We start from the raw sequence: 26,637 nt of genomic DNA, 5'->3' as shown, positions 1-26,637 counted from the left end.
TGCCCAGGAACAGAACGCGGTGAAAGCTGTGGTGGAGTTGCTCCGTGGCGTTATTATAGAGCCGGATGAAATCCTATTGAGCAATCTGACTTCCGATGAGCTGACCTATGGTCATTCGAGCGGTGTTATCCAGGACAAGGATAAATTTATAGACGATCTTGTTCATGGTGCTTTCGATTTTACAGAGGTAGATTTTACAGACCAGCGGATTGTGGTCTCGGGCAGTACCGCCATTGTACGCCATATATTCGAAGCAAAGGCGACCAATGCCGGGGAGCCTGTGGATATCCGTATCGGCAATGTACTGGTTTATGTAAAGCAGGAAGGGGAGTGGAAACTCCTGGCCCGGCAGGCGTATAAACTGTAATCATCTTACCAATTATTAAAAACCCATATTTTGGAGAAAAAGAAAGTATTTTTCACTGTTCTGGGCCTCGCAGCCTTGTTGTTACTGGTATATGTCGTTATGGCCCTGATGGGATTTATCCCGGAGGCAGGCCCTGTCCTGGTGTTGTTTTTTGTTGCTCTGGCCATAGGCTTTTCCGGTTTTGCCCATTTACGGGGCTATGTATATACCATTATGATCTTTGCCGCGGTATCCATGGCGATGTATTACCCGCATTACTTTATCCGTATCGGTGATTTTAAACTGACAGGTTTGATCACCCCTTTGATCCAGGTGATTATGTTCGGCATGGGCACTTCGATGAGTGCGCGGGACTTTGAGTCCGTGATCAAATCGCCCAAAGGGGTATTTATCGGGGTAACGGCGCAGTTTATCATCATGCCCCTGTCAGGTTTTGCCCTGGCTACGGTGAGTGATTTTCCCCCGGAGATCGCTGCGGGAATTGTGCTTATCGGTTGCTCTCCCAGTGGTATGGCTTCCAATGTAATGGCTTACCTGGCCAAAGCCAATCTGGCGTTGTCCCTGACCATTACGTCTATAGCCACCCTTTTAGCCCCTTTCCTGACCCCGGTGTTGATGAAGTTGCTGGCGGGAGAGTTTATAGAGATCGATGTGATGGCGATGATGTGGGACATTGTTAAAATGATCATTATTCCCATAGGCGCCGGGTTGCTTTTCAACAAGCTGTTGCACGGCAGGGCGAAATGGCTGGACCAGGCGATGCCTGTGGTGTCCATGCTGGGCATAGCCCTGATTATCGTGGTGATCACAGCCGCGGGGCGTGACAGCCTGCTGGATATTGGTTTGGTATTATTACTTTTAGTGCTTTTCCATAACCTTTTCGGTTATACATTAGGCTATTGGTATGCGCGTTTTTTCCGTTTACCGGAGCGTGATGCGCGGACGGTAGCCATAGAAGTGGGGATGCAGAACGGTGGTTTGGCTTCGGGTATAGCGAATTCTATAGGCAAGATCGCTACGATGGGTCTTGCCCCTGCTATTTTCGGTCCGTTGATGAACATCACCGGGTCCATACTGGCCTCGTACTGGCATAAAAAAGAACCGAAAGCTAACCGGAAGGATAATACAAATCAGTTGTAACTGTCAGGAAATTAATTATTCATGCTTTATTACAATGCATTACAAATGCATTGTACAATGGGTGCTCGTTGTAACCGAGCACCAGGGAACCTCAGCTCCCCTCTTGAGAGGGGCCGGGGGTGTGTAATACCATCAAAAAAATCATCCGGTAAAGTTTAAATCATTTTGTCATAGTTACCAGGTTACTAAGTCAACTCTCAATTACCCGCTTTTTAATTTGCTGGGAGTCATCCCGAATTTTTTCTTGAAAGCTGTGGAGAAATGCTGTGGATTTTTGTACCCGGCAATGTCCGATACCTGGCTTATGGTCAGTTTTTGTTCCAAAAGGAGCTTTTTTGCTTTTGTCATCCGCAAATGGTGAATACAACCAAAGACCGTAGTTCCGAAAACCGTCTTAAACCCGTTTTTTAGCAGGAATTCATTAGTGCCGATTTTTTTGGCAAGTTGTGGCAGGGTGATCTTCTGGTTGTAGTTTTTTAACAGATACGCCTTAGCGCTGTATATTTTATCCCTGTCCGAATGCGAAATGTCTTTCAGGGTTTCCGTACGCGGGTCACCGCATTGTTGCGTTTGCAGTAAAAGAAGTTCCAGTATTCTGGCATACAAAAAGGTTTTTCGGAAATGATTTTCTTCCGTAGATTGTACAATATCTCCCAGGAGAAAATGCATTTCCGGGGTTATAGGATAGTTGATATTTTTAATGCAGCCCGTTTGTCCGTTGACGATCATTTTTCGAAAGTCATGAAAATGTTCATCCGAAGGCAGAAACTTTTCTAAAAAGTCACGGTTTAGTTGTATGCATACAAAGTGGAGTTCCTTATTATCCGGCTGAAAGTAACCGGTGGCTTTATTACTGAAGAGAAGGTTATGTGTATGCGTGTCAAATATATGATGGCCGTTATGAGAGGTAAAGTGCATTTCAAAATTCCCCTTCGTAATAAACAGCATTTCCACAGCCTTGCCCGAATAGGTGAAATTAATAAGAGGGCTTTCCGAAATTTTCAGGTCGGCGAGGATAACTTTAAAGTCCTCAAGTAAGGTTTCCTGTATCCATCCCTTTATTTTAGGATCATCAAAAACGGTACGGGAATCTATAATGCCCTGTATATCCTTTACCGAAGTATTAATACCGAAACTGAAGGTCGATTTTTCTTCGGTGTGTATATCTACATGCCGTGGTATCATTATGTTATGCCTTTTCCTTTTTGCGTATGTTTTTCTCCTTTTCGCGTACTTTTTAATAGGCCTGTTATATATAACTTTGCCGCCAAAGATAATTATTTGAAATGAATCTAAATAAAAATTAATTGCAGATTCTTTACAAATGGTTGATATGGGAATGGTAGAATAGTAATAACTAAAACGAAAAGAGAATGTGGATAACGGAGAATCCGGAAAATCTTTACCACGTGAAGGACCGGGTATTGCACACTGGTGAAAACATAGCTGTTTTGGAGTTAAAAGAGCATATATTGAAAGCGTTGTGTATCGAACCGAATTCCAGGGTGCTGGATGTTCTGTTCGGATCGGACCCCTTGGTGGCGGAAGTTACCGGGGAAGCCTGGAAAACACACTACTTCGGTCTGGAAACTTCCGAGGCTTTCGTGCGGAAGGCTACAAAATTATTTTCTGCCTATACCGAAGAGAGAAAAGCGATCTTTAACTTATATGACGGGGAGAAAATTCCGTATGTAACCAGGTTCTTCCATCGTATTTTAAGTACACTATCGGGCATGGCTTATATATCCCCGGCTTTTTTTACGGAAAATCACAGAGTGCTTGCGGAAAACGGAATAATGGTGATTGTATACAAGCCCTGGAAACAATTTGACGAAGCAGTTTCCATTATAGATTCGGCAATGGAGGCAGGATTTATTGTCAGGGACTTCAGGATGCTTCATGTAAATAGGGGAATGAAAACTGATACTACCACAGGGAGAAGGAATAAGCAGGTGCTTATTGTTCTGGAAAAGCCGGGAAGACATCTTCGGGGCCGGTAACCATTTTTATTTCTTCACACATAATATTTTGTAAATACATAAAATGCCACCTAATAAAAAATACCTCACCCAATCCCCGATACAACGCTTTGCTAAAATATCTGCCGGGTTTCTCGGGGGATATTTCGTTACCGAAACTTTTTACATGGCACTTGCAGCCTGGCTGAATATGGGAAATGTACTGATGACCCTGAGGTTTGCGGGAGCAATTCTTTGGGTGGGATTGATGATCCTTGCCTTTCTGGCAAAGAACGGGTGGAAGATTTGGGGAATATATCTCCTGATTACTCTTTTCTTTTACGCCTTTATTTATTTCGGTAACCATATAAATCCCCTGGCTCAGTAATGTCACAAAGAGTCTATAATATCCTGTTCCATACCCATACCATAAGCGGTATTATTATCAGCGCTTTACTTTATGTTATCTTTTTTACCGGATCGATCTCTTTTCTCCGGGATGAGATCAATGCCTGGGAACGTAACGAACCCATATCCGAAGGATATTTCGGCGGGATTGATTTTGACGATGCTTTTAATGCACTTGAAAAGGAGCAGCAATTATACAGCAGGGACATAAGATTCACCCATCGTTTTTTTGAACGCAGGGTTGCGGTTTTTATGTCATCGCCAAAAGATACTACGATAAAGGAGGAAAGAGGGGGTAGAAGACGAAATTTTTTCTACCTGGATATGGAGAATTACGCCAAAAGGGATTATGGGGGCAATTATTCCTTGGGAGAGTTCTTTTACCGTTTGCATTTCTTTGCTCCCTTGAATTTTCAGAGCCGATCGGGCTATTACCTGGCCGGGCTTGTAGCGTTTTTGTTTTTGTTTGCCGTTGTGACAGGGGTTATAGTACACTGGAAAAAGATTGTCTCCGGTTTTTATGTGTTCCGTCCCGGAACCAAATGGAAAACCATATGGACCGACGCTCATGTAGCTTTGGGGATGATAGGACTGCCCTATCAATTCATGTTTGCTTTTACCGGGGTCTATTTTATTGTCGGATATACCGTAATGCTCGCCCCGGTATCGTCGGTATTGTTCAACGAGGATAACCGAAAAATGGAGGAGGTCATGCGCTATGAAAATCCGGCGGATTATGCCTTTACCGGGGAGGCCCCAACCGGGGAAACATCCATTAATTATTTTATAAACGAAACCACTAAGAAATGGCCGGAAGCCGAGATAAACGGGTTGCAGGTATATAATTACGGAGATGCCAACATGCATGTAAAGGTAGTGGCAGCGCCGTCTTTCCGGGAGAAGTTGATAGGAGAGGGGTACCTGACCTTCAGAGCCGGCGATGGAAAAATAGTGGATGAAAAAGATCCTTTCGGTAAAATATCGTACATAGAAGGATCTTCGGATATTCTTGCAAGGCTCCATTTCGGGGATTTCGGAGGGTACGGTATGAAAGTCATATACCTCGCTCTCGGTTTTATTACCTGTTTTGTTATCCTGTCCGGCGTACTTATCTGGCTTGTTGCCAGGGATAAAAAGAACGTATCCCAAGCCAAGAGGAACTTTAATAACTGGTTGGTACGAGTATACATGTCCGCATGTCTCGCCATGTACCCGGTAACCGCATTTACCTTTATAATGGTAAAATTATTTGCAGACGACTATGGGGATAACAGAAAGCAGTTCATCTATTCCACGTTTTTCTGGTCCTGGCTGGTTCTGTCTGTACTATTACTTTTCAAAAAAAGCACACATTTTACAAATAAAACGACGCTTATCCTTGGAGGATGTTTTGGTCTGCTGGTCCCGGTAGCAAGTGGTATAAAAACAGGCAACTGGCCCTGGGTGTCGGTAGCTAACGGATATTCCCAAATCTTCGTTGTAGACATGTTCTGGATCTCCCTTTCGGTTATCGCTTTTGCCGTAGTATTTAAACTAAAGCGGAGGGCCCTGGCTTAATTATCGGGGAACAACAATTATTCTCTTTTTGCGTAGGTAATTCTCCGTTTGGCGTAAGGTGCCGGGCGTTTAAAAGAGATAGTTTTGCTAGTCTAATATTATTAAGTCTAAATAAAATTAATTACACATAAAATCTTGGATCACATGCAATCTGGAAACATGAATATGCAGCTGGTTTTGTTCTGTTTACTGATGCCGTTTCTTGCGCTCTCGCAATCGGGCAGAGTCCGTGTTAACGGTATGGTAACCGATAAATCCGGAAACGGGGTTTACGGTGCGGCCGTCGTATTAGGGAATACTACTTATGGAGTAATAACTGATGAAAACGGAAACTTCCGATTATCTCTGGAGGAGGGGAGTCACACTCTGGAGGTTTCTTATATAGGATATAAACCCAACGCTGTGACAATTAATGTTGTCCCGGGCGGACAAAATGAAGTGCAAATAACGCTTGAGGAGTCTGTTTATGCTTTGGAAGAAGTAGTGCTTTCCGGGAAAAGTGTAATACAGCAGGTAGAAGAAAAAGCATTCAATGTAAGTGTGGTTGATGCGAAAAAACTACATCATACTACCTTGGATATGGGACATGCGCTGGACAGGGTTTCCGGAATACGTGTACGGGAGAGTGGCGGTGTAGGTTCGCAGATGAATTTTTCCATTAATGGGTTCAGGGGCAGGCAGGTGCGTTTTTTTGTAGACGGTATACCTATGGACGATTTCGGTTCCTCGTTTCAGCTCAATAATATTCCTGTCAATCTTGCGCAAAGGATCGAAGTGTATAAGGGTGTCGTGCCTGTTGGTCTGGGATCTGATGCACTTGGAGGAGCTGTTAATATAATCACCAATACTTACGATAAAAGTCATCTGGATGCTTCCTATTCTTACGGCTCATTTAACACACACAGATCTATGGTAAATGCGGTCTATGTGGCTAAATCCGGTTTTATCGCCCAGATCAATGCTTTTCAGAATTATTCCGATAACAATTATAAGATGGACGTGGAGGCATCGGATCTGAATACCGGTGAATACTATCCGATGCGTACTGTGAGGAGATTTCATGACAAATACCACAATGAGATGTTGATCGCCAATGTAGGGGTGGTGAATAAACCTTATGCGGACAGGCTTTTATTAGGGGTGACGGTAGGGTCCAGCTACCGGGAGATACAAACCGGGGCCCGGGTGGAATCCGTTTTCGGTGCGTGGCATCGCAAAGGAAATATAATCATGCCTTCCTTAAAGTATAAAAAAGACGACTTTCTGACCAGGGGGCTTGATTTCCGTCTCAATGCCAATTTCAACCTGGGGCAGGAAAAGGATATAGATACCCTGAACAGGAGGTATAACTGGCTGGGGCAATTCAAAGAATATGACAATCCGGGGGGAGAGCGATCCTATTCCCTGTATTATTTCAGGAATAATAACGGTCTCGCCTCCGCTAACTGGGATTATACCATTAACAACCACAGTAAAATTACCCTGAACAATACCTTCAATACATTCAACCGAAAGGGGAGGAACAGGCTGGCTGCCGACAGCGAAAGATATGAGCAACCGCAGAAAACAATGAAGAACATTGTAGGGCTTGGTTACCAGTACGAATCCGAAAACTGGAATGCCACCGTATTCGGGAAACAGTATTTTCAGCAGAATAAATTTTCTACGAGGCTGGATACCGCCGGGAGTGAACCAGAATACATAAAGCGGACCAGTACGTTCAACTATTTCGGGTATGGGTTTGCCGCAACCTTTTTCCTGACGGATAATTTCCAGTTAAAAGCCTCCTACGAAAAAAGTTACCGCCTGCCCGATAACGAAGAGTTGTTCGGGGATTTTATAAATCTGGAAGGGAACATAAGCCTGAAGCCCGAACACAGTCATAATTACAACCTGGGAGCCGCTTATTGGTGGCAACTCAGGGAGAGACACCGGTTGAATTTCAGTGCAAACGGCTTTTACCGGGATGCCGATGATTTCATATACAGGCGTCTCAACACCAACCAGGCGATGCAGGTCATGGATAACCTGGGGAGTGTTTCCAATGTGGGAGTAGAAGGGGAGATCCGGTATCAATATGATAATAAATTGATGGCAGGTATGAATATTACCTACCAGAATATGCTCAATAAAACCCGTAACGATGTGTATAACGATCGCATCCCGAATATTCCTTATTTATATGGTAATGCAGATATCACCTATAATTTTTCCGATATCTGGGGAGAAAATAATATACTCAGTTTGGGATATAACATGTTGTATGTGCATGATTTTTACCTTTTCTGGCCGAGCCTGGGAGGAAAAAATACCAAAAGAGAAATTCCCGAACAGGTATCCCATGATCTGAATGTAACCTACACGTTCCGGGATAAAGTACAGTTTACCCTGGAATGCAGGAACCTGCTGGACAAAAACCTGTATGACAATTTTAGCCTGCAGAAACCAGGAAGAAGCTTTTACGCAAAGATCAAATACACCTTTTTTTAATTAATTCATAAACTTCATATTCAAATGAAAAGACCATCTTATTTTTTAAGCATTTTAATACTTGCATCAGCAACTTTTTTTGCAGCTTGCAGTAGCAGCGATGATGACGCTTCCGGCGATGGAGGGGAAATACCCGGTGCGGAATCCAGATATATTATTACCGCTACACCAACAACTTCCGAGGGTGTAGCCGATTATATCCTTACCGCAGATAATCTTACCGAAGGTATTATCTCCACAAAAGGCAATGGCGTAGAGCAGGACGGTACCTACAGGTATTATGTGACTACCAGCAACATGTTTTTCAGTCTGCTTTACGGACAGGGAAATCCCGGTGCGGTAACCGCGTACCAACTGAATGGTACGGGAGCATTAGAGCGATTGACTAATTTCCAGTCCGAAACTGTTCAGGCTTTTGCCCCGGTGGATGATGACATTCTGTTGATCAAAATATCCAGGAATGCCGAAAGCCCCATTGCTTACTGGTACCGTTTTAGTACGGAATCTCTGACCTTTGTTGCCGAAGGACAGATCAATACCCAGGAACTTGCGGATAAGGAAAACGGGGAAATTGCTTTCTTCTCCTGGATAACCCAGGTAGGCGATAAGGTTTATCTGCCCTATTTTACGATGAAGGGTTGCTGTAATGATAATTTCGGGACGGAATATCCGAACGAGGCCAATATTGCCGTGTACTCCTACCCGGAGATGGAATTGGAAACCATAATACATGATGACAGAACCAGTTATGTTGGGAGATATTTTACAAATGGACTCACCGTAGATGAAAACGGGGATGCTTACGCCTTTTCTTCGGGGATTGCTACAAATAACGGTAGTGTGACCACGGATAAACCTTCGGCCATAACCCGCATAAAAAAAGGGACTATTGAATTTGACGATTACTATTTTGACCTGGAAGAAGCTACCGGGATGTATCTGACAGATCATATATATGCAGGTAACGGTAAATTTATAGGTATTATGGAAGCGGTAAAAACTTCCGCGTACAGCAGCGGGAAAAATTTTGTCGTAATAGATGTATATAACAAAACAACAACTCCTGTAACCGGTTTACCGGTAGTTTCCGAAATTAAACAGGTAACTAATAGTAATAATTACGTGTCTGAGGACGGTAGTACGGTTTATGTGGGAATTACTTTGGAAGAAAGTGAAAGGAGCTTTGTTTACAGTATAGATATATCTTCTGCTACAGCTACACAAGGGCTGGAAGTTGAGGGAGGTACCATCACGGCTATAAGTAAACTGGATCCGGCGGAATAAACGGGATCATAAAAAACGGAATTTAAATAAGGGGATGTATGAATGCATATATCCCCTTGGTTTTTTAATAATCTTCACATATGTATTAAACTTAAAGATATAATTCCGTGCTAAAAATCCGGCGCATCTCGTGGCCATCGCCAAAGATATGGGACTGGTCTGAGCTTCAGCATGACTTATTCTCCGTCCTCTTCCGGGATCTTGAAGGTTATTACCGGTCGCATGGCATGATTCACAAGGTCTTCACTGATACTTCCGTTAAAAAAATGTGCCAGTCCCGTAGGGCCATGAGTGCTCAGGCCAATCATTCTTGCATTCACGACATTTGCAAAATGAATGATACCCTGTTCAATCGTATTGTCGTTATATATATTGAGCGTATACTTTTTCGGGGTACCATTTTTAATAAAAAAGTTCATTCTGTTTTCTGCTTCACGTGTGGTGACAAAATTATGAGGGGTATTCACAAAAAGCAGGTGAAGCGTAGCCCCCAGTTTTTTGGCAAATTCAGATACTTTTTTATAAGGTTCGAGGGTTTCTTTCGAAAAATCGGAAGCAAAGACAATGCTTTCGTCCTCCCGGATCTCAAATAGCGATTTTACCGTGAATACCGGGATTTCTGCTATACGTACCACCTTCTCCGTATTAGACCCTACAAACATTTCCCGAAGCCCGGATGTTCCTCCCGATCCCATGATGATCAGGTCGATATCATTCTCCACCACTGATTTTGCAATCCCATTCGGAATACTATCTGATTCTACCGTGTCGTAAACCTCAATTCCCTTGAGGTAGGGTTTGTCTACAAAAGACTCGAATTTCTGCCGTGCCAGTTTTATAAAAAACAAGGCCTCGGGAAGCTCGCTCATTTCAATGGTCGCCAGGTGTACCGGAAGGTCCAGCACGTGAAGCAAATATATCTCCGAACCGAATTTTTTGGCGAAATTTGCTGCCGTCTGCAGAGCAAATTCCGCTTCATCTGAAAAGTCGGTAGGCACTAAAATACGTTTCATAAAAAGGGGTTTACGTTTAATGAAAGGTACGACAAAATGACGGAAATTAAAAGCGAGTCCCGGATAACCTGCCACTTTTATCGCAATAAGAGAGGAAGTAATTCTATGTAGGGAAAGGGCTTTCGTGTTCTGTGAAGGTTTATATAAGGGATACCTTACGGATTATGCCTCTTTTGTGAAATATTTTATTACATTTGGTCTGCTAACCGAATGCTTATGATTGCACATATACAAGGAAGATTAGTTGAGAAGAACCCTACGGATGTAGTCATAGATTGTAACGGCGTAGGGTATTTTTTGAATATATCCCTGCACACATATTCCAGGATTCCCGATAAGGAGCAATTGAAACTCTACACACATCTCCATGTCAGGGAAGACGGACACACCCTTTTTGGATTCGCTGACAAGTCCGAACGCGATATTTTTCGTCTCCTGATCTCGGTTTCGGGAATAGGCACCAGTACCGCGCGTACTATGCTTTCTTCCTTAACCCCTGTCCAGGTAAGAGACGCCATTGCGTCTAACGATGTTTCGGTCATTCAGAGTGTAAAGGGAATAGGTGCTAAAACAGCACAGCGTGTAATACTGGATCTCAAGGATAAAGTATTGAAAATTTACGATCTTGAAGAAATTTCTTCGGGTCAGGGCAATACAAACAGAGAAGAAGCGTTATCGGCATTAGAGGTGTTGGGCTTTGTGCGCAAACAATCCGAAAAAGTTGTTGATAAAATTGCGAAAGGATCACCGGATTTAAGTGTAGAGGATATTATCAAAAACGCGCTTAAAATGCTATAGTAAATTTGAAAACAACTACCAACCGTAAACATTATACACCGTTACGAGTTTTTCTATGGCCCCTTTTCTTACTCTGTGCGACGGTCTCTTTTGCACAGGAAGAAAATGGAACCCAGGAGCAGGACTCCGTAAGCAGTACTGGAGCAGTACCAGGGGAGATACGTCTGAAAGCCCCCGAGAGTATTTCTTCAATGTACACTTACGATCCTGTTATGGATATGTATATCTATTCTTCATCCATAGACGGTTTCAACATAAAACACCCTGTTATTCTTACCCCCGAACAGTTCCGGGAACTGGAACGGAAGGAAAGCATGAAGCGCTATTTCAAGGAAAAAATGGACGCTATTTCCGGGCAAAAAGAAGGAAGTGAAGAAGCGCAGAAAGACCTGTTACCCGATTTTTATGTCAATTCCGGATTTTTCGAATCCATCTTCGGAGGTTCCAATATCGATATTGTTCCGCAAGGATCAGTAGCTGTAGACCTTGGAGTATTGTATAACCGGAATGATAACCCTTCGTTTTCCCCGAGAAACAGAAGCACCATAACTTTCGATTTTGACCAGAGAATAAGCATGAGCCTCCTGGGGAAGGTAGGTGAAAAACTAACCGTAACAGCAAACTACGATACACAGGCCACTTTTGATTTTCAGAACCTCATAAAACTCGAATACGAGCCTACCGAAGACGATATCATAAAGAAAATAGAGGTAGGTAATGTGAGCATGCCGCTCAACAGCTCACTGATTACCGGTGCGCAAAGCCTTTTTGGTGTGAAGACCGAATTGCAGTTCGGTAAAACCAGGGTCACCGGAGTGTTTTCCGAACAACGGTCCGAGACCAGGTCGGTTGTAGCACAGGGAGGAGGCACCGTAGAGGATTTTGAGCTTTTTGCCCTCGATTACGATGAGGACCGCCACTTCTTCCTGTCCCATTTCTTTCGCGATCAGTACGATGCCGCATTGGCAAATTACCCGTTTATCAATAGCCAGGTACAGATTACCAGGATAGAGGTTTGGGTAACAAACCGTGGGCAACGCATAGATAATATACGTAATATAGTTGGGATACAGGATTTGGGAGAAGCCGATCCGCAGAATACCAGGATCAACACCAATGCTCCCGGCGGATTTTTTAATCCCGGTGCAGGAGGATTACTGCCCAGGAACGGAGCCAATGACTACGATCCGAGAGAAATAGGAGGGTCTGCCGTGCTTACCGAACAAATACGGGACGTAGCCACCGTAAAATCCGGTTTTGGCACCGTAAGTTCCATAGTAAACCAGGGATATGACTATGCGATCCTGGAAAATGCCCAGAAACTGATACAGGGAACAGATTTTACCTTCGACCCCAAACTGGGATATATTTCGCTGAACCAGAGACTGAGTAACGATGAGGTCCTGGCAGTAGCTTACCAGTACACCTATCGGGGGCAGGCATACCAGGTAGGGGAATTTGCCAATGATGGAGTGAATGCCACCGAATATGAAACCGGGTCCAATGGCCAGGTCATAGCCGTAAATAATCAAACCCTTGTGGTGAAACTGCTTAAAAGTAACATCACCAATGTGTCCGATCCGATATGGGACCTGATGATGAAAAACATTTATGCCACCGGAGCATACCAGCTTAATCAGGAAGATTTTAAACTGAACATATTATACCGGGACCCTTCGCCCATAAACTATATAAAACCGGTAGAAGAGTCTTCATGGCCTTCGGGACTGCAGGACCGGATACTTCTCGATGTCTTTAATTTCGACAGGCTCAATGCTTACAATGATCCGCAGAACGGTGGGGATGGTTTTTTCGATTACCTTCCGGGAGTAACCATAGACCCGCAGACCGGGCGTATTATATTTACCAAGGTAGAACCCTTCGGGGAGTATCTGCACACCTTGCTCGGTGGGGGTAGCTACAATCAGCCGGATTCCTATAACCCCAACCAAAATAAATACGTGTTCCGCAACATGTATACGCTTACGAAAGCAGCAGCCCTGGAAGATTCTGATAAAAATAAGTTCCAGCTGAAAGGAAGGTATAAATCGGAAGGCGGAGACGGTATTCCCATAGGAGCGTTCAATGTACCCCAGGGTTCTGTAAAAGTTACTGCCGGAGGAAGAAGGCTGCAGGAAGGTATAGATTTTACCGTAAATTACCAGACGGGAACCGTCCATATTCTGGATGAAGGTCTTAAGGCGTCCAATGTTCCGATCGAGGTTTCCGTAGAAAATAATGCTATATTCGGAAGACAGACCAGGAGGTTTGCAGGAGTGAATATAGAACATCAGTTCAATAAGAACTTTATGCTTGGGGCGACCTTGCTGAACATGAGTGAAAAGCCGCTGACTCAAAAAGCCAGTTACGGGCTGGAACCTGTGAATAATACCATCTTCGGTGTTAACGGGAATTTCTCGACCGAACTTCCTTTCCTGACACGTTGGGCAAATAAATTGCCCAATATAGATACCGATGTGCCATCCAGTCTGTCCGTGAGAGGTGAAGTAGCTTATTTGCTTCCCGGCTCGCCTAAAAATGACAATTTTGATGGAGAAACTACAGTGTATGTAGATGATTTCGAAGGAGCGCAAACGTTGATAGACATGCGGGCGCCCCTGGCATGGTCCCTTGCCAGTACACCACTCGAATTTGTTCCCGGAGGAGAACTCTACGGAAGTTCGCCGGATGATCCCGATAACCTGAGAAACGGATATAAAAGGTCCAAAATGGCCTGGTATACCATAGACCCTATATTTTATACGTCACAAAAGCCTTCGGGGATAAGCAATGATGATATTTCCACAAACCAGACCCGCAGGATATTTATAGACGAAATATTTCCCGAAGTAGATCTGTCACAAGGAGAAACCACCGTACAGTCAACCCTTGACCTCGCGTATTATCCCACCCGGAAAGGGCCTTATAACAACAGCCCGGAAGCAGATTTCGAAAGTTTTCCCGCTGAAGAACGTTGGGGAGGGATTATGAGAGGACTTACCAGTACCAACTTCGAACAAGGGAATGTGGAATATATCCAGTTCTGGGTTATGGACCCTTATGTGGAAGGTACCGAAGGCGGTATGGGGGGAGAACTCGTATTCAATCTTGGTAATATATCCGAAGATATCCTCAAAGACGGAAAAAAACAATATGAGAATGGTCTGCCCGGCGTGGGAAGTACCGACCTGGTTTCCCAGACTTCCTGGGGAGAGGTGCCTTCGGCCCAGTCGTTGGTGTATGCCTTTGATGCGGAGACACAAAACAGGACATTACAGGATATTGGATTCGACGGACTGGACGATGCCGGGGAGGCAGCTGTTTTTACCAATAATCCCGGTTCCGACCCGGCCCTGGATAATTATGAATATTATGTCAGTGCCAGTGGAAGTGTCCTGGAAAGATATCTCAACTACAACAATCCGCAAGGCAACTCTCCCGTAAATGTGGGGAACAATAACAGAGGGTCGACTACAGAACCCGATGTGGAGGATGTGAATGGGGACGGTACTATGAATACCATAAACAGTTATTATGAATATCGCATTCCCATAAAACCCAATATCCAGAGATCTGATAAGTATGTTTCCGATATAAAAGAAGTAGAGCGGCAAATGCCGAATAACAGGACGGTAAGGGGGCGGTGGATACAATTTAAGGTTCCGGTGAAGGAATTTAATAATGCTATCGGAGGCATCTCCGATTTTCGCTCCATGAGCTTTATGAGAATGTACCTTACGGGCTTTAATGAAGACATCGTACTTCGTTTCGGAACGCTGGACCTGGTAAGGGGAGACTGGAGGACCTATTCCCGGAGCCTGCAACCGGAAATAGATTCCGATGCGGAAGATGACGGTACAACCATAGATGTGAACACCGTAAATATAGAAGAAAACGAACAACGAACCCCGATCCCTTACAGACTGCCTCCCGGAGTAATACGTGAGCAGCTTACCAACAATAATATGATCGTACGGCAGAACGAGCAATCGCTGTCTTTTGCCGTATGCGATCTGGAAGGGCAAGATTCCAGGGCAGTATATAAGAATGTGGAGATGGATATGCGTCAGTACAAACGACTGAAAATGTTTCTCCATGCCGAAGCCTATAAGAATAACCCTTTGAGAGATGGAGAACTGGTTGCTTTTTTGCGATTGGGGACGGATTTCTCGGAAAACTTCTACCAGGTAGAAATCCCTCTTGAAATTACCCGTCCAGGGGCATCCACTTCAGAGGAGGTATGGCCCGAAATAAATAATATGGAAGTGCCGCTCAGCCTGTTTTCCGTAATAAAATCGGAGGGGATTGCCAATTCCACACTTTCTGAGCTGATTTTTTATGATGCCGAAGGAAATCGTGTACAGGAATTTGATCCGAGGGAATCCGGGGAACTCCGCGTGGGGATAAAAGGAAATCCTTCCCTGGGAAGTATCCGGTCCATTATGGTGGGGGTAAAAAACGTAACGGGTAACCGGGTGTGTGGAGAAGTATGGTTTAACGAACTGCGCCTAGCCGAACTGGACAATAAAGGCGGGTGGGCGGCCGTAGCCCAGATAGATGCAAATGTGGCCGATTTTGCCAACGTGTCCGCTACGGGAAGTATGAGTACCTCCGGCTTTGGGGCCATAGATCAGAGACCCAATGAAAGGAGCAGGGAAGATATTGTACAATACGGTGTAAATACCAATGTAAATTTCGGCCAGCTTCTCCCTAAAAACTGGGGAATACAGTTACCGTTCAATTACAGTGTTTCCGAAGAACTTATAACCCCGGAATTCGACCCGGTTTACGAAGATCTTAAACTACAGGACAGGATAAATGCGGCAACGACCAAAGCAGAAAAAGATAACATCCGGCGGCGTGCCGAGGATTATACCAAAAGAAGGAGTATAAATCTTATAGGGGTCCGGAAAAACAGGGGCGAAGAACAAAAACAGCACGTATACGATATAGAAAATTTCACCTTCAACTATGCGTATAACGAAATGAATCATCGCGATTACGAGGTCGAAGATTTACGCGATCAGAACGTCCGCTCGGGGTTCGTATACAACTACAACTTCAAACCGATGCAGGTAGAGCCCTTTAAAAAGAACGATTCCATTCTGAAAAGCGGGTATTGGCAATGGCTCAAAGATTTTAATTTTAACCCGCTTCCCACGAATATTTCGGTTAATTCCAATATAACCAGGAGCTTCAACGAGCAAAGGTTCCGTGCTGTAGATGTGGAAGGGGTAGATGCCGGAGATCAGCTTGAGCTACCCACCCTGCAGCAGCGCAATTTCCTTTTCGACTGGCAGTATACTGTCAATTACAATATTACCAAGTCGCTCCGCCTGAATTTCACGGCCTCCAATTATAATATTGTAAGGAACTACTATGACAAGGATGAAGATAACAATACGATTGTAAGGGAAGACTTCGGTATCTGGGACGGTTTCTGGAATACCGGCGATCCGAACAGGCATACTCAGCAGTTGCAGATAAACTATGAACTGCCTTTCAGTAAAATCCCCTTTCTGAATTTTATAGAGGCCAATTACACCTATACCGGCGATTTTGACTGGCAGCGGGGAAATGATGTTATCAACGATATTGCCGGTGAAAATGTAAATACGATACAAAATGCTTCAACACATGTTCTCAATGCCTCAATGGGAATGGAACGTTTTTATAATTACCTGGGACTTAAAAAAGAAAGCCGTCAGCAACCCGTAAGAAGAAGGCCTGCATCGGATGCTAACGGAGATGAGACCGGGGAGCAGGAAGAAGAAAAGAGCTCCGGGCTGGCCAACGCGGGGATAGACCTGCTTACTATGATAAAACGTATAGATGTGAGTTACACCGATAACCGGGGTAAAGTTTTGCCGGGGTATACCGAATCCATTGGTTTTATAGGAACACTAAGGCCGTCCTGGGGATTTGTTTTCGGGAGCCAGTCCGATATACGTTATGAAGCTGCCAGAAAGGGATGGTTAACCCGTTTTCCGGATCTCAACCAGCAATATATGGAGCGTAACAGCAGCCAGCTGAATATAACCGCCAATCTTGAGCCTACTCCCGACCTTACCATTGACCTGGTAGCCAATCGTCAGTATGCCGATAGCTACACGGAGAACTTTTCAATCAATGACCTTGGAGGCCAGCAATATGAGTACGAAAGCCTTCTCGGGAATAAATACGGGGATTTTTCCATTTCCACGGTTTTAATAAAAACTGCGTTCAGTAAAAGTGATGAGATGAATTCCGCTACCTTCGAGGAATTCCGGCAAAACCGGAGAGAAGTGGCCAATCGTCTTGCAGTACAAAGAGGAATTGATATTACCGACCCGGATAACCTGGACGATGAAGGATATCCCAAAGGATACGGGAAAAATAATCAGGCCGTACTATTACCAGCCTTCCTCGCTGCCTATACCGGTAAGACTGTCGATAAAGTAAATCTGGGAGTTTTCCGCGATGTACCTATTCCTAACTGGACACTGAAATATACAGGACTCATGCGGCTCGATTGGTTTAAAAACCGTTTCCGGCGATTTTCCCTGGGACATGGTTACAGGGCCAGCTATAGTGTAAACTCTTTCCGGACCAACCTGGAATACAGCCGGCAGAATCCGGACAAGATCGATCAATCCGGTAATTTTATGAACGACTTGCTCTATACTAACGTCACACTCGTAGAACAGTTCAACCCGCTGGTCCGGGTAGATTTTGAAATGAAAAACTCCATTAATATCCAGGCGGAAATCAAGAAAGACAGGGCATTATCCCTTAGTTTTGACAATAATCTGCTTACGGAAACCACAGGGAAAGAGTACCTGTTGGGACTGGGATACCGCTTTAAGGAAGTTCCCTTTACAACCAGTATAGGCGGAACACGACAGACCCTGAAGGGAGACATTAACCTGAAGGCCGATCTTTCATTGCGGGATAATATTACCATCATAAGGAATCTCGATCTGGATAATAACCAGGTGACTTCCGGTCAGACCATATGGAGTATAAGATTTACGGCAGATTATGCCCTGACCAAGAACTTTACCACCCTGTTTTTCTATGATCATACCTTCTCCAAATATGCGGTTTCTACGGCATATCCCCAGACCACTATACGATCCGGCATAACACTGCGTTATAACTTTGGAAATTAACCGGAAAATACCGGGATGACCCGGCCCCCCGGTTCGGTGGATACCAATGAAGTCAGATTATATATACCTTGCTTATTAAATGAAGGATATAAAGGAAGCAATGCAGATATTTTAACGCACGCAACCTTTGGATTAAAATACTTTAAAAGTTACATTTGTCGCAAAATATTACATTAACACATTATTCTAAATTCAAATGAACATACCATCTGACTTAAAGTACACCAAAGACCACGAATGGATTAAAATAGAAGGAGATATTGCCACTGTGGGGATTACGGATTTCGCACAAAGCGAACTGGGAGATATCGTATATGTAGAAGTGGAGACCGTAGACGAAACCCTGGACAGGGAAGAAGTGTTCGGTACGGTAGAAGCTGTAAAAACGGTATCAGATCTTTTTTTACCGCTTTCCGGGGAAATTATTGAGTTTAATACTGCTCTGGAAGAAGAACCGGAAAAGGTGAATTCCGATCCGTACAACGATGGCTGGATGATAAAGATAAAAATCAGCGATCCTTCGGAAGCAGATGATTTGTTGAGTAGTGAAGCGTATAAAGAACTGGTTGGAGCATAGAAGAAAAATATTTTTAATACTTGCAGTCGGATGGGTGGTGACCGTTACTATTTTGAGTTTGGCTCCCCCTTCGGACCTGCCTTCTGTAACCTATCCTCACCTGGATAAAATAGTTCATTTTATTTTTTACTGTATATTTCTTATATTGTGGTATTATGCACTTCGCGGGGGAAATACTTTCGGGCCGGTAAAAAAGAAACCGTTAATGATAGCTTTTCTTATCGCATTTGTTTATGGTACAGTTATTGAGGTACTTCAGTATACGATGGCTAAAGGTCGGTCCGGTGATATTTTGGATGCATTGGCCAATACAACAGGGATGATTTGTGGTATTTTTACGGTCATTCTTGTAAATGCCATAAATAAAACCATAAAAAGGGTAAATTAGTTGCTTTCATTTCAAATAAATATTTAAATTAGCGACCTATAAAAGATTTGATGGAGCAGGTGCGGCAGGTGAAACACTTGGAAAAAGCGTTGAATTTGTTTCGATTGACGAATAAAAAGTAAACCAAACGATAAAATTTGAATCAATGGAACCTAAAAAGAATCCAAAAGCCGATCTCACCAGGAACAGCGGCCTCTATTTTGCGATAGGGATGGCCGTGGTGCTGTTTCTTACCTGGCAGGGATTGGAATGGAAACAGTATGATAAAGACGAGGCATTCAATTACAAGATGGATGTCGATGAGGAGCTGGAGGAAGAAATTCCGATTACGGAAATGCTGAAAACTCCACCACCACCACCACCACCACCCGCAGCACCCGAAGTTATCGAGGTTGTTGAGGATGATGAAGAAATAGAAGAAACCGTTATCGAGTCTACCGAAACCAACCAGGATGAAGTGGTAGAAGTAGAAGAGATCGTGGAGGTAGAAGAACCGGTAGATGTGGATGTACCTTTCGCAGTTATTGAGGATGTTCCCGTATTTCCGGGATGTGAAGATGCCAAAGACAAAAGGGCTTGTTTCCAGGAAATGATGCAAAAACACATTCGTAAGCACTTCCGTTACCCGGAAATTGCCCAGGAAATGGGAGTTCAGGGTAGAGTGGCGGTAATGTTTACCATCGATAAAGACGGAAGTATTAATAACGTAAGACTTCGTGGTCCGGACAAAAACCTGGAAAAGGAAGCAGAAAGAATCATAAGTAAGTTGCCAAAAATGACCCCTGGGAAACAGAGAGGCAGAGCGGTAAGGGTTCCATTCAGTATACCGATTACTTTCCGATTACAATAAACTGCATATCAATAATATAAAAAAAAGCCTGTTCAATACGAACAGGCTTTTTTAATGCGGTAAGTTGCTATATGAAGTGTTTGCCCGTTCGGGGATTCTGGTACGATTGTTGAGAAGGTCTGATACATGCTGCAAAATGACGTTAATACCTGCAGACAGTAATTAACCTTAAACTTTAGCATTATGATACCAAAGAAAAACCCGAAAGTCGATCTGACCCGGAATGGCGGGCTGTTTTTTGCCATAGGAATGGCAATAGTGCTATTCCTTGCCTGGAAAGGTATGGAGTGGAAGAAATACGATACTGCGGAATATATAGCGGACAATTTATCCGTGCCGGAAGAACCGGAGGAAATGGATATACCGGTAATACGATTAAATACGCCACCACCTCCGCCACCTCCAAAAGTAATAACTGATAAGATCGTTCTTGAAGAAGACGATCCGGCCACAAAAGATTCTAAATTAATACCTGTCGAAGATAACTTTGATGATCCGGTAGATGTGGATGATATACCTGTTGTAGAAGATCCTGTTCCGGATGAAATGATCTCTATAAACCTGGTGGAAAATGTACCTGTATTTCCCGGTTGTGAGAATGCTGAGGACAAACGTAAATGTTTTGAAGAAAGTATGATGCGGCATATCCGGAAAAACTTCCGTTATCCGGAACCAGCCAAAGAAATAGGTGTGCAGGGAAAAGTTTATGTAAACTTTATTATAGATAAAGATGGTAATATTACCGGAGTTAAAATGCGGGGCCCGGATAAAAGCCTTGAAGAAGAAGCTGCACGTATTATAAATAAGCTCCCTAAAATGACTCCCGGAAAGCAGGGAAACAGAGCTGTACGGGTACCTTTCAGCATACCTATTACGTTTAAATTACAATAAAATAAGCAGGTAAAATCCTTTTTGTAGAGCATGGAGAGATGTTTTGTTAAAAATTTTCGAAATGAAAAAGAAATCATTACATTTACATCTGCATGACTACCCTGGTTGAGTAGTGATAAATATTTTTCATAATCAGATAGAGCCTTTCGGAATTCCGGGAGGCTTTTGTCTTTCGTTTTCCAAAGGTGTTTTTTCCACTATATTTGAAAGGATACAGCCACGTGTCTATGCGCAAATTTTTTTGGGACACTATTCCGTAAAGTGTGTAAACTAAAAATACCGAGGGTTGGATTTTTACTTAAAGTCCAACCCTCTTTTCATGGATGGTAAGGAATTGATTTAAGAGAATGCTCCAGTGCCTAATTAGCATAGACCATTTTTTGATGACTTCCCTTACCTTTTCACAGGAACTGATGGAAACAAATCCTGCAAGAGCAGGGATTTTTTCCGAAGAGCTGTCGGGTGAATTTGAACTATTTTCTAAAATAAGCCATAAAAAACGGATACCGATCAAAGACGAACTGAACCTGGTACGGCATTATCTCGGTATTATGGCTATAAGAAAAATGCCGTATTTAATTTGAATATCAGGAATATTATCTATGAAGAAAAGCAGACCTAATAATTATGTACTTATCCTGGAGAGCGGAGATAAAATCCCCTTGGGAAGAAGCAGGAAAAAGGAAATACTTAAGCTTTTGTCGCTTGATTAATATGGTGCAACTTACAGTTCGGAAGCCTATGTTACGCTTTACAAGTTTACACCTCCTTTTCCGGGAGGTTTTCTTTTTCTTTGATTTTTGAAATAAAAGTTACCCAAAAACAGAGACATATGAAAACAACAATAATTCTGATAGGCTTCATATTAATGAGTATGATACCTTCCTGCGGGCAAAACAAGGTGTTTGCCTTTTTTGAATACGATATACGCGCAGATAAGAAAGAAGCCTTTGTAAACGGGTATGCACGTGATCTGGAATGGCAGAAGACGCAGGGGGATGACTGGTCGTGGGTGGGCTGGTTTGTACTTAACGGAGACAGAAGGGGCCGTTTTGTCGATGCCACCCCAAACCACACATGGAACGATTTTGATAATTGGAAGGTGGACGGAGCAGAAAATTCAAGACTCAATCAGATCCACTGGTTGCCCTACGTGGAAAACCCTTCCGGATCATATAAAGAGATAATGGATTCGTATAGTAACTACAATCCGGATTGGTATAAGAGCAAGTATCTGCACGTGTATTACATTTATACTCCCGGTGTGTCCGGGGAGAAGATGAGTCAATATCTCACCAGGATGACACCGTGGTTAAATGAAAAACTGGCAGGAAGATCTTTTGTCTGGATGAAAACCGTTTCTGGCGGAAACCCGGGGATATATATACTCTTCGTAGGATTGGACAAAATAGAGGACCTGAAATTATGCGATGGCATCTTTCAGGGAGAAGTTTCCGCAAATCAATTAAAAGGATACGAAAGTGTAGCAGGGAATATAGAGTCCGAACTGTGGATGTACGATGCCGGATTAAGCCTGTTCCCTGATCCGGAGGAATGATGAATAAGCGCAGCATATGGCATCAAGGGCAGATGGCTTCCGGCCTTATGAATTTATGAAATAAACTTCCGGATCAACGGAAGTATATATTACCGTAGATTGTTTCCAGTGTCGGGCTGGTATTTTCCATCGTTATGTTTATTGCCGCGATTTGTTTCATGCAGGCAGTTAAGTATCAAAAGTTCTCCGTTCGAAGTATCCGGTTGATTAAGGCCGGTTAAAGCTGTGATGTATTTTCCTTGTTTTTTCTGAAATACGTGGAGAGGATATTCCGGGCAATAGTAAACATCCACGAAATAAACTTACCATTGTTATAAGTGGTACGGTACCTTACCATATTATAAAAAACATCCTGGCACATATCCTCACTCAACATAGCATCTCCACACATTTTATACAAAAAATTATAAAGATGTGCATGATGACGGTCAAACAGGAACCGGAAGGCTTCCAGGTTTCCTCGGACCGCTTCCTGCATTAATTGTTTATCGGTAAACGCTTTCAAGGATATTATTTTTTGTGTGTGGTTTGTTATTAAAGAGTCTCGAAAATAAAAAAGGTTACATAAAAAAGTTTTTTTAATAATTGTGCACATATATTCTTTCGTGTTTGAGAAGGTAAGTGCCATGTTATCCGGGCATGGTTGACTTTTTTTTCGGTTGGACTAAGAGAATCCAATACAGTGTTAAAAGTTTGTGATATTATTGTTAAAATTGCCTTTACTGTCGCCGGGCTACATACTACTTACTTTTCTGACAGCTCTTGTGTAATTGAAAGTTATGAGTGCCTTAAATTACATTTTGTACTTAAAAAAATAGCTTCAATTTTATCCTTTACAATTTTGGGGTTGAAAAGAGACTTTTTGCCCTGCTGTAAATGCTCATTTTTGGCATATTTTCACCTTGTTTTGGGTAATTTTATACCAATATAGGATAATATTGTATCAATTACTTCTGGTGTAACCCTATAAATTAGTCCCTTTACGTAACACTGAGGATTTTAGAAAAATGTACAGGTGTTTAGTGAAAAAATTGGAAACTAACTAAATAATTGATGAAATGAGAATTAAATTAAAGGGATTTTTAACGTTTTTTATGGCGTTAATTGTGCAATTATCCATTGCGCAAAACAAGGAGATTATCGGGGTAGTATTTGATGAATCCCAATTACCCTTGCCCGGAGCCTCTGTAGTAGTAAAAGGTACCTCTCAGGGGGTGGTGACAGATTTTGATGGGAACTTTTCCATCTCTGCAACAGAGGGAGATATCCTTGAAGTAAGCTATGTCGGGTATGCCATACAAGAAATTGTTGTAACGGGGCAGTTAGAATATACCATAAACCTGAAACCGGACAATGCTCTGGATGAGGTAGTGGTTACGGCCCTGGGGATCAAAAGAGAAAAGAGGAGTCTGGGGTATTCTCAGCAATCCGTTACCGGAGATCAGGTGGTACAGGCCAAAGATGTGGATATTAACAATGCACTTGCCGGAAAGGTATCCGGAGTACAACTCGTTGGCTCTCCCAGTACAAGTTTTAACAATGCCCTGGTAAGGCTCAGAGGTCAAACAGGGGCCTTGTATGTTGTAGATGGAGTGAAAATTAATAATCCAAGTGATATTAATATGGAAGATGTTGAGGACATATCCATATTAAAAGGGGTTGCCGGAACGGCATTGTATGGGACCGAAGCAAGGAACGGGGCGATAATTATCACCACGAAATCGGCTAGGTCCGGTCAGGCAGAAATTACTTTGGATGAAGGACTATCAATTTCCAGTCTCTATTTACTTCCGGAATATCAAAACCAATACGGGGGAGGATATAGTCAGGAATTTGATACTTATAACGGAGAATTGATTCCTAATTATTCTGCTGATGAATCCTGGGGGCCTGAACTGGACGGAAGAATGGTCAGGCACTGGGACAGCTGGATCGAAGGGACCGATGAATATGGTAAGCTAAGGGCTTGGTCTCCACAATCTAACAATGTCAGGGATTTTTATAGGACGGGGGTGACAAACAACCTTACATTAAGTTTCCTCAAGGGGGGGGAAGACTATAATATCAAAGCTATAGTCAACAACCTGAATACCGAACTGATCTACCCGAATTCCAAAAGAGAACAAACGACCGCCTCATTTAAGGCGTCCTATAACGTTACCGAGAAACTGAAGTTTTTGGGTAATTTCAATTATCAGTATCGATTTACTTTCAATAACCCTGATCAGGGCTACGGAAGTATTGGGTCCAATTTTAATCAGTGGTGGCAAAGACAGCTGGATGTAAAAAGGCTTCGGAATTACAGGAGAAACGGACAAATTGTTTCCTGGAACATGAAGTCTGTGAGTGATCCGACACCTCTGTATTGGAACTCTCCTTATTTTGAGGTTTACGAAAACCTCAATCACGAGACCAAAAATAGTGTATATGGTAGTATAGGACTGGAATATGAGGTTAATGACGATCTTACTGCTCTTGTCGATCTACGTCGCACCTCTGATATCTATAATTACGACGACAGGGCAGCCTGGGGAGGACTTGAAGTGCCATGGTATAAGGAAGAAACCTGGCAGACCCAGTTTACCGAACTGTATATGCAATTGAGTTACGACAAGAGTTTCGGGGATTTTGACTTGATTGCTACCGTAGGAGCACAGTGGAATCAACGAAAGTACAAGTGGCTTAAGGGGGAAACCGTAGGCGGGCTGCAAATACCTAATTACTATAGCGTGAACACTTCTGTGGACCCGGTAGATTATGACAGGAATAGTGAGCATGAAAAGAACTATTCCGGATTTGTAACAGCATCTCTGGGCTATAAAAACTTCTTGTACCTTGATGGTTCGTTCAGAAGGGATTATAGTTCTGCAGCAGATATGGACGACAACGCGCTCAACGTATATGGGATATCTACGAGCTTTATATTCTCACATTTTATACCCGAGGACAGCTTTCTGTCTTTTGGTAAGATAAGGGCCGGTCTGGCACAGGCTCCCGGATTCCCGTCCGTATATAGTTTGTTAAACGGGTATTCCATTAAAAACCCCTATGGAGGCAGTGTATCCCTGGGGATCCCCACTTCATTAAACAATCCTTATCTCAAGGGAGGCATCAGGGAAGAAAAAGAATTGGGAACCGAATTGCGCTTTTTGAGGAATCGCTTGGGACTGGATTTTACGTACTACAACAGGATAGATAAAGAGCTTCCCTCAAGCCTTACCCTTTCCGGAGCTACAGGTTATTACAATACTATGGGAAACCAATCCCGGTATGAAACCAACGGATGGGAATTAGCGCTGACCGGTACTCCCGTCCAAACAGACAATTTTAGTTGGAATGTGGCTTTTAATATTGCCGGGTATAATAAGAAGGTGATGAAAATCAACGATTTGGTAGACAGAACATCTGTGTCTAATGTGTGGAATTTGTATGTGTATGATGTAGAAGGAAGCAAGGCAGGTGATATATACGGATATGTATGGAAGAGGGACGAAAACGGGAAAGTTCTGATTAATGACCAGGGAACTATGCAGTATACGGATAACCTGGAAAAAGTCGGGAATATACAACCTGACTTTACCGGAGGATTTAACAACATGTTCAGGTATAAGAATTTTGATCTGAGTTTTTCTATGGATTTCCAAAAGGGAGGGTCTTTCTATTCGGTAACCAAAATGTTCAACGCTTCTGCAGGAGTGGGAGCGGAGACTGTCGGGGTAAATGACCTCGGAAATCAAATACGGGATGCAGTTGTCGGTGCCGGCGGAGAAGAACAAACCTATCTTAATGCAAATGAAGTTGCATCTAACTCCGGAGGGGTAAGGGTAGATGGTGTTGATGCTCAAACCGGAGAAGATGTATCGTATTACGTAAAACCCAGAACATATTTCGGTAGCCTTTACGGAATAGGAGAAGAGTGGGTTTACGATGCTTCCTACGTGAAACTAAGACAGGTGCGTTTGGGCTATAACTTGCCAAAAGAGGTGACCGAAAAGCTACCTTTCAGCAAAGTATATATCGGAGTGTATGCCAACAATCTTTGGCTTATATATTCTAAAGTAGACGGTATAGATCCTTCAGAAATAGAAGAATATCCGGGGTATGATGGAGGACAGGATTTACGATGGGTTGAAGGTGGACAAAGTCCGAGTCAGAGAACCTTTGGTTTCAATGTAAAACTGACTTTCTAATATGATTAATGCAATTA

General features: G+C 43.2%; 19 protein-coding genes. 16 read left to right on the top strand and 3 right to left on the bottom strand.

What is annotated here, in order from left to right:
- Positions 1-367, top strand: a 367-nt coding sequence (locus ACVBDY_RS01405; protein ID WP_447173688.1) for a nuclear transport factor 2 family protein, incomplete at its 5' end; no start/stop codon positions are given.
- 30 nt (positions 368-397) lie between these two features.
- Positions 398-1,507: a bile acid:sodium symporter family protein gene (locus tag ACVBDY_RS01400; RefSeq protein WP_447173687.1), complete on the top strand. Its 1,110-nt coding sequence runs from the start codon at positions 398-400 to the stop codon at positions 1,505-1,507.
- 201 nt (positions 1,508-1,708) lie between these two features.
- Here the strand turns inward: ACVBDY_RS01400 and ACVBDY_RS01395 are convergent, their stop codons facing one another.
- Positions 1,709-2,692 carry a helix-turn-helix transcriptional regulator gene (locus ACVBDY_RS01395; protein ID WP_447173686.1) on the bottom strand — a complete coding sequence of 328 codons (984 nt, stop codon included), beginning with the start codon at positions 2,690-2,692 and terminating at the stop codon, positions 1,709-1,711.
- A 188-nt stretch (positions 2,693-2,880) separates the two neighbouring features.
- Between ACVBDY_RS01395 and ACVBDY_RS01390 the strand changes: the two genes are divergently transcribed.
- The 5 genes from ACVBDY_RS01390 (at position 2,881) to ACVBDY_RS01370 (ending at position 9,204) form a co-directional block, all read left to right on the top strand.
- Positions 2,881-3,507, top strand: a complete 627-nt coding sequence (locus ACVBDY_RS01390) for a class I SAM-dependent methyltransferase (RefSeq protein ID WP_447173685.1) — start codon at positions 2,881-2,883, stop codon at positions 3,505-3,507.
- 43 nt (positions 3,508-3,550) lie between these two features.
- On the top strand, positions 3,551-3,853 hold the full coding sequence (locus ACVBDY_RS01385) for a hypothetical protein (RefSeq protein WP_447173684.1): 303 nt from the start codon (positions 3,551-3,553) through the stop codon (positions 3,851-3,853).
- Positions 3,853-5,430 (top strand): PepSY-associated TM helix domain-containing protein, encoded by a 1,578-nt coding sequence (locus ACVBDY_RS01380; protein WP_447173683.1) that lies wholly within the window; start codon positions 3,853-3,855, stop codon positions 5,428-5,430. The genes ACVBDY_RS01385 and ACVBDY_RS01380 overlap by 1 nt, the downstream gene beginning before the upstream one ends.
- A gap of 144 nt (positions 5,431-5,574) precedes the next feature.
- On the top strand, positions 5,575-7,920 hold the full coding sequence (locus ACVBDY_RS01375; RefSeq protein ID WP_447173682.1) for a TonB-dependent receptor: 2,346 nt from the start codon (positions 5,575-5,577) through the stop codon (positions 7,918-7,920).
- Between the two features lie 24 nt (positions 7,921-7,944).
- A complete protein-coding gene (locus tag ACVBDY_RS01370) occupies positions 7,945-9,204 on the top strand; it encodes a DUF4374 domain-containing protein (RefSeq protein ID WP_447173681.1) in 1,260 nt (419 codons plus the stop codon).
- Positions 9,205-9,380: 176 nt separating this feature from the next.
- On the opposite strand, the gene ACVBDY_RS01365 is transcribed toward ACVBDY_RS01370, so the two are convergent.
- Positions 9,381-10,217: a universal stress protein gene (locus ACVBDY_RS01365; RefSeq protein WP_447173680.1), complete on the bottom strand. Its 837-nt coding sequence runs from the start codon at positions 10,215-10,217 to the stop codon at positions 9,381-9,383.
- Positions 10,218-10,433: 216 nt separating this feature from the next.
- On the opposite strand from ACVBDY_RS01365, the gene ruvA reads away from it, so the two are divergent.
- The 8 genes from ruvA (at position 10,434) to ACVBDY_RS01325 (ending at position 22,430) form a co-directional block, all read left to right on the top strand.
- The gene (gene ruvA, locus ACVBDY_RS01360) at positions 10,434-11,015 is read left to right on the top strand and encodes a Holliday junction branch migration protein RuvA (RefSeq protein ID WP_447173679.1); all 582 of its coding nucleotides are present in this window, start codon (positions 10,434-10,436) and stop codon (positions 11,013-11,015) included.
- Positions 11,016-11,020: 5 nt separating this feature from the next.
- Entirely contained in the window at positions 11,021-18,166 is a 7,146-nt protein-coding gene (sov, locus tag ACVBDY_RS01355; RefSeq protein WP_447173678.1) for a T9SS outer membrane translocon Sov/SprA, read from the top strand.
- A gap of 196 nt (positions 18,167-18,362) precedes the next feature.
- Positions 18,363-18,743 (top strand): glycine cleavage system protein GcvH, encoded by a 381-nt coding sequence (gene gcvH / locus ACVBDY_RS01350; protein WP_447173677.1) that lies wholly within the window; start codon positions 18,363-18,365, stop codon positions 18,741-18,743.
- Positions 18,733-19,131: a VanZ family protein gene (locus tag ACVBDY_RS01345; protein ID WP_447173676.1), complete on the top strand. Its 399-nt coding sequence runs from the start codon at positions 18,733-18,735 to the stop codon at positions 19,129-19,131. The genes gcvH and ACVBDY_RS01345 overlap by 11 nt, the downstream gene beginning before the upstream one ends.
- A 145-nt stretch (positions 19,132-19,276) precedes the next feature.
- Entirely contained in the window at positions 19,277-19,981 is a 705-nt protein-coding gene (locus ACVBDY_RS01340; RefSeq protein ID WP_447173675.1) for an energy transducer TonB, read from the top strand.
- Between the two features lie 183 nt (positions 19,982-20,164).
- Positions 20,165-20,872 carry an energy transducer TonB gene (locus ACVBDY_RS01335; protein WP_447173674.1) on the top strand — a complete coding sequence of 236 codons (708 nt, stop codon included), beginning with the start codon at positions 20,165-20,167 and terminating at the stop codon, positions 20,870-20,872.
- Positions 20,873-21,255: 383 nt separating this feature from the next.
- A complete protein-coding gene (locus tag ACVBDY_RS01330; protein WP_447173673.1) occupies positions 21,256-21,456 on the top strand; it encodes a histidine kinase in 201 nt (66 codons plus the stop codon).
- A gap of 248 nt (positions 21,457-21,704) precedes the next feature.
- Positions 21,705-22,430, top strand: coding sequence for a hypothetical protein (locus tag ACVBDY_RS01325; RefSeq protein ID WP_447173672.1), 726 nt, complete (start codon positions 21,705-21,707; stop codon positions 22,428-22,430).
- A 217-nt stretch (positions 22,431-22,647) separates the two neighbouring features.
- Here the strand turns inward: ACVBDY_RS01325 and ACVBDY_RS01320 are convergent, their stop codons facing one another.
- A complete protein-coding gene (locus ACVBDY_RS01320; protein WP_447173671.1) occupies positions 22,648-22,935 on the bottom strand; it encodes an RNA polymerase sigma factor in 288 nt (95 codons plus the stop codon).
- Between the two features lie 553 nt (positions 22,936-23,488).
- Between ACVBDY_RS01320 and ACVBDY_RS01315 the strand changes: the two genes are divergently transcribed.
- Complete coding sequence (locus ACVBDY_RS01315; RefSeq protein WP_447173670.1) at positions 23,489-26,620, top strand: SusC/RagA family TonB-linked outer membrane protein; 3,132 nt, start codon at positions 23,489-23,491, stop codon at positions 26,618-26,620.
- Positions 26,621-26,637: the final 17 nt, after the last annotated feature.

It is taken from the genome of Sinomicrobium halophytocola (genome assembly GCF_052983395.1).
The sequence above is the reverse complement of the archived record's forward strand: the minus strand, read 5'-3'. Positions and strand labels throughout refer to the sequence as shown.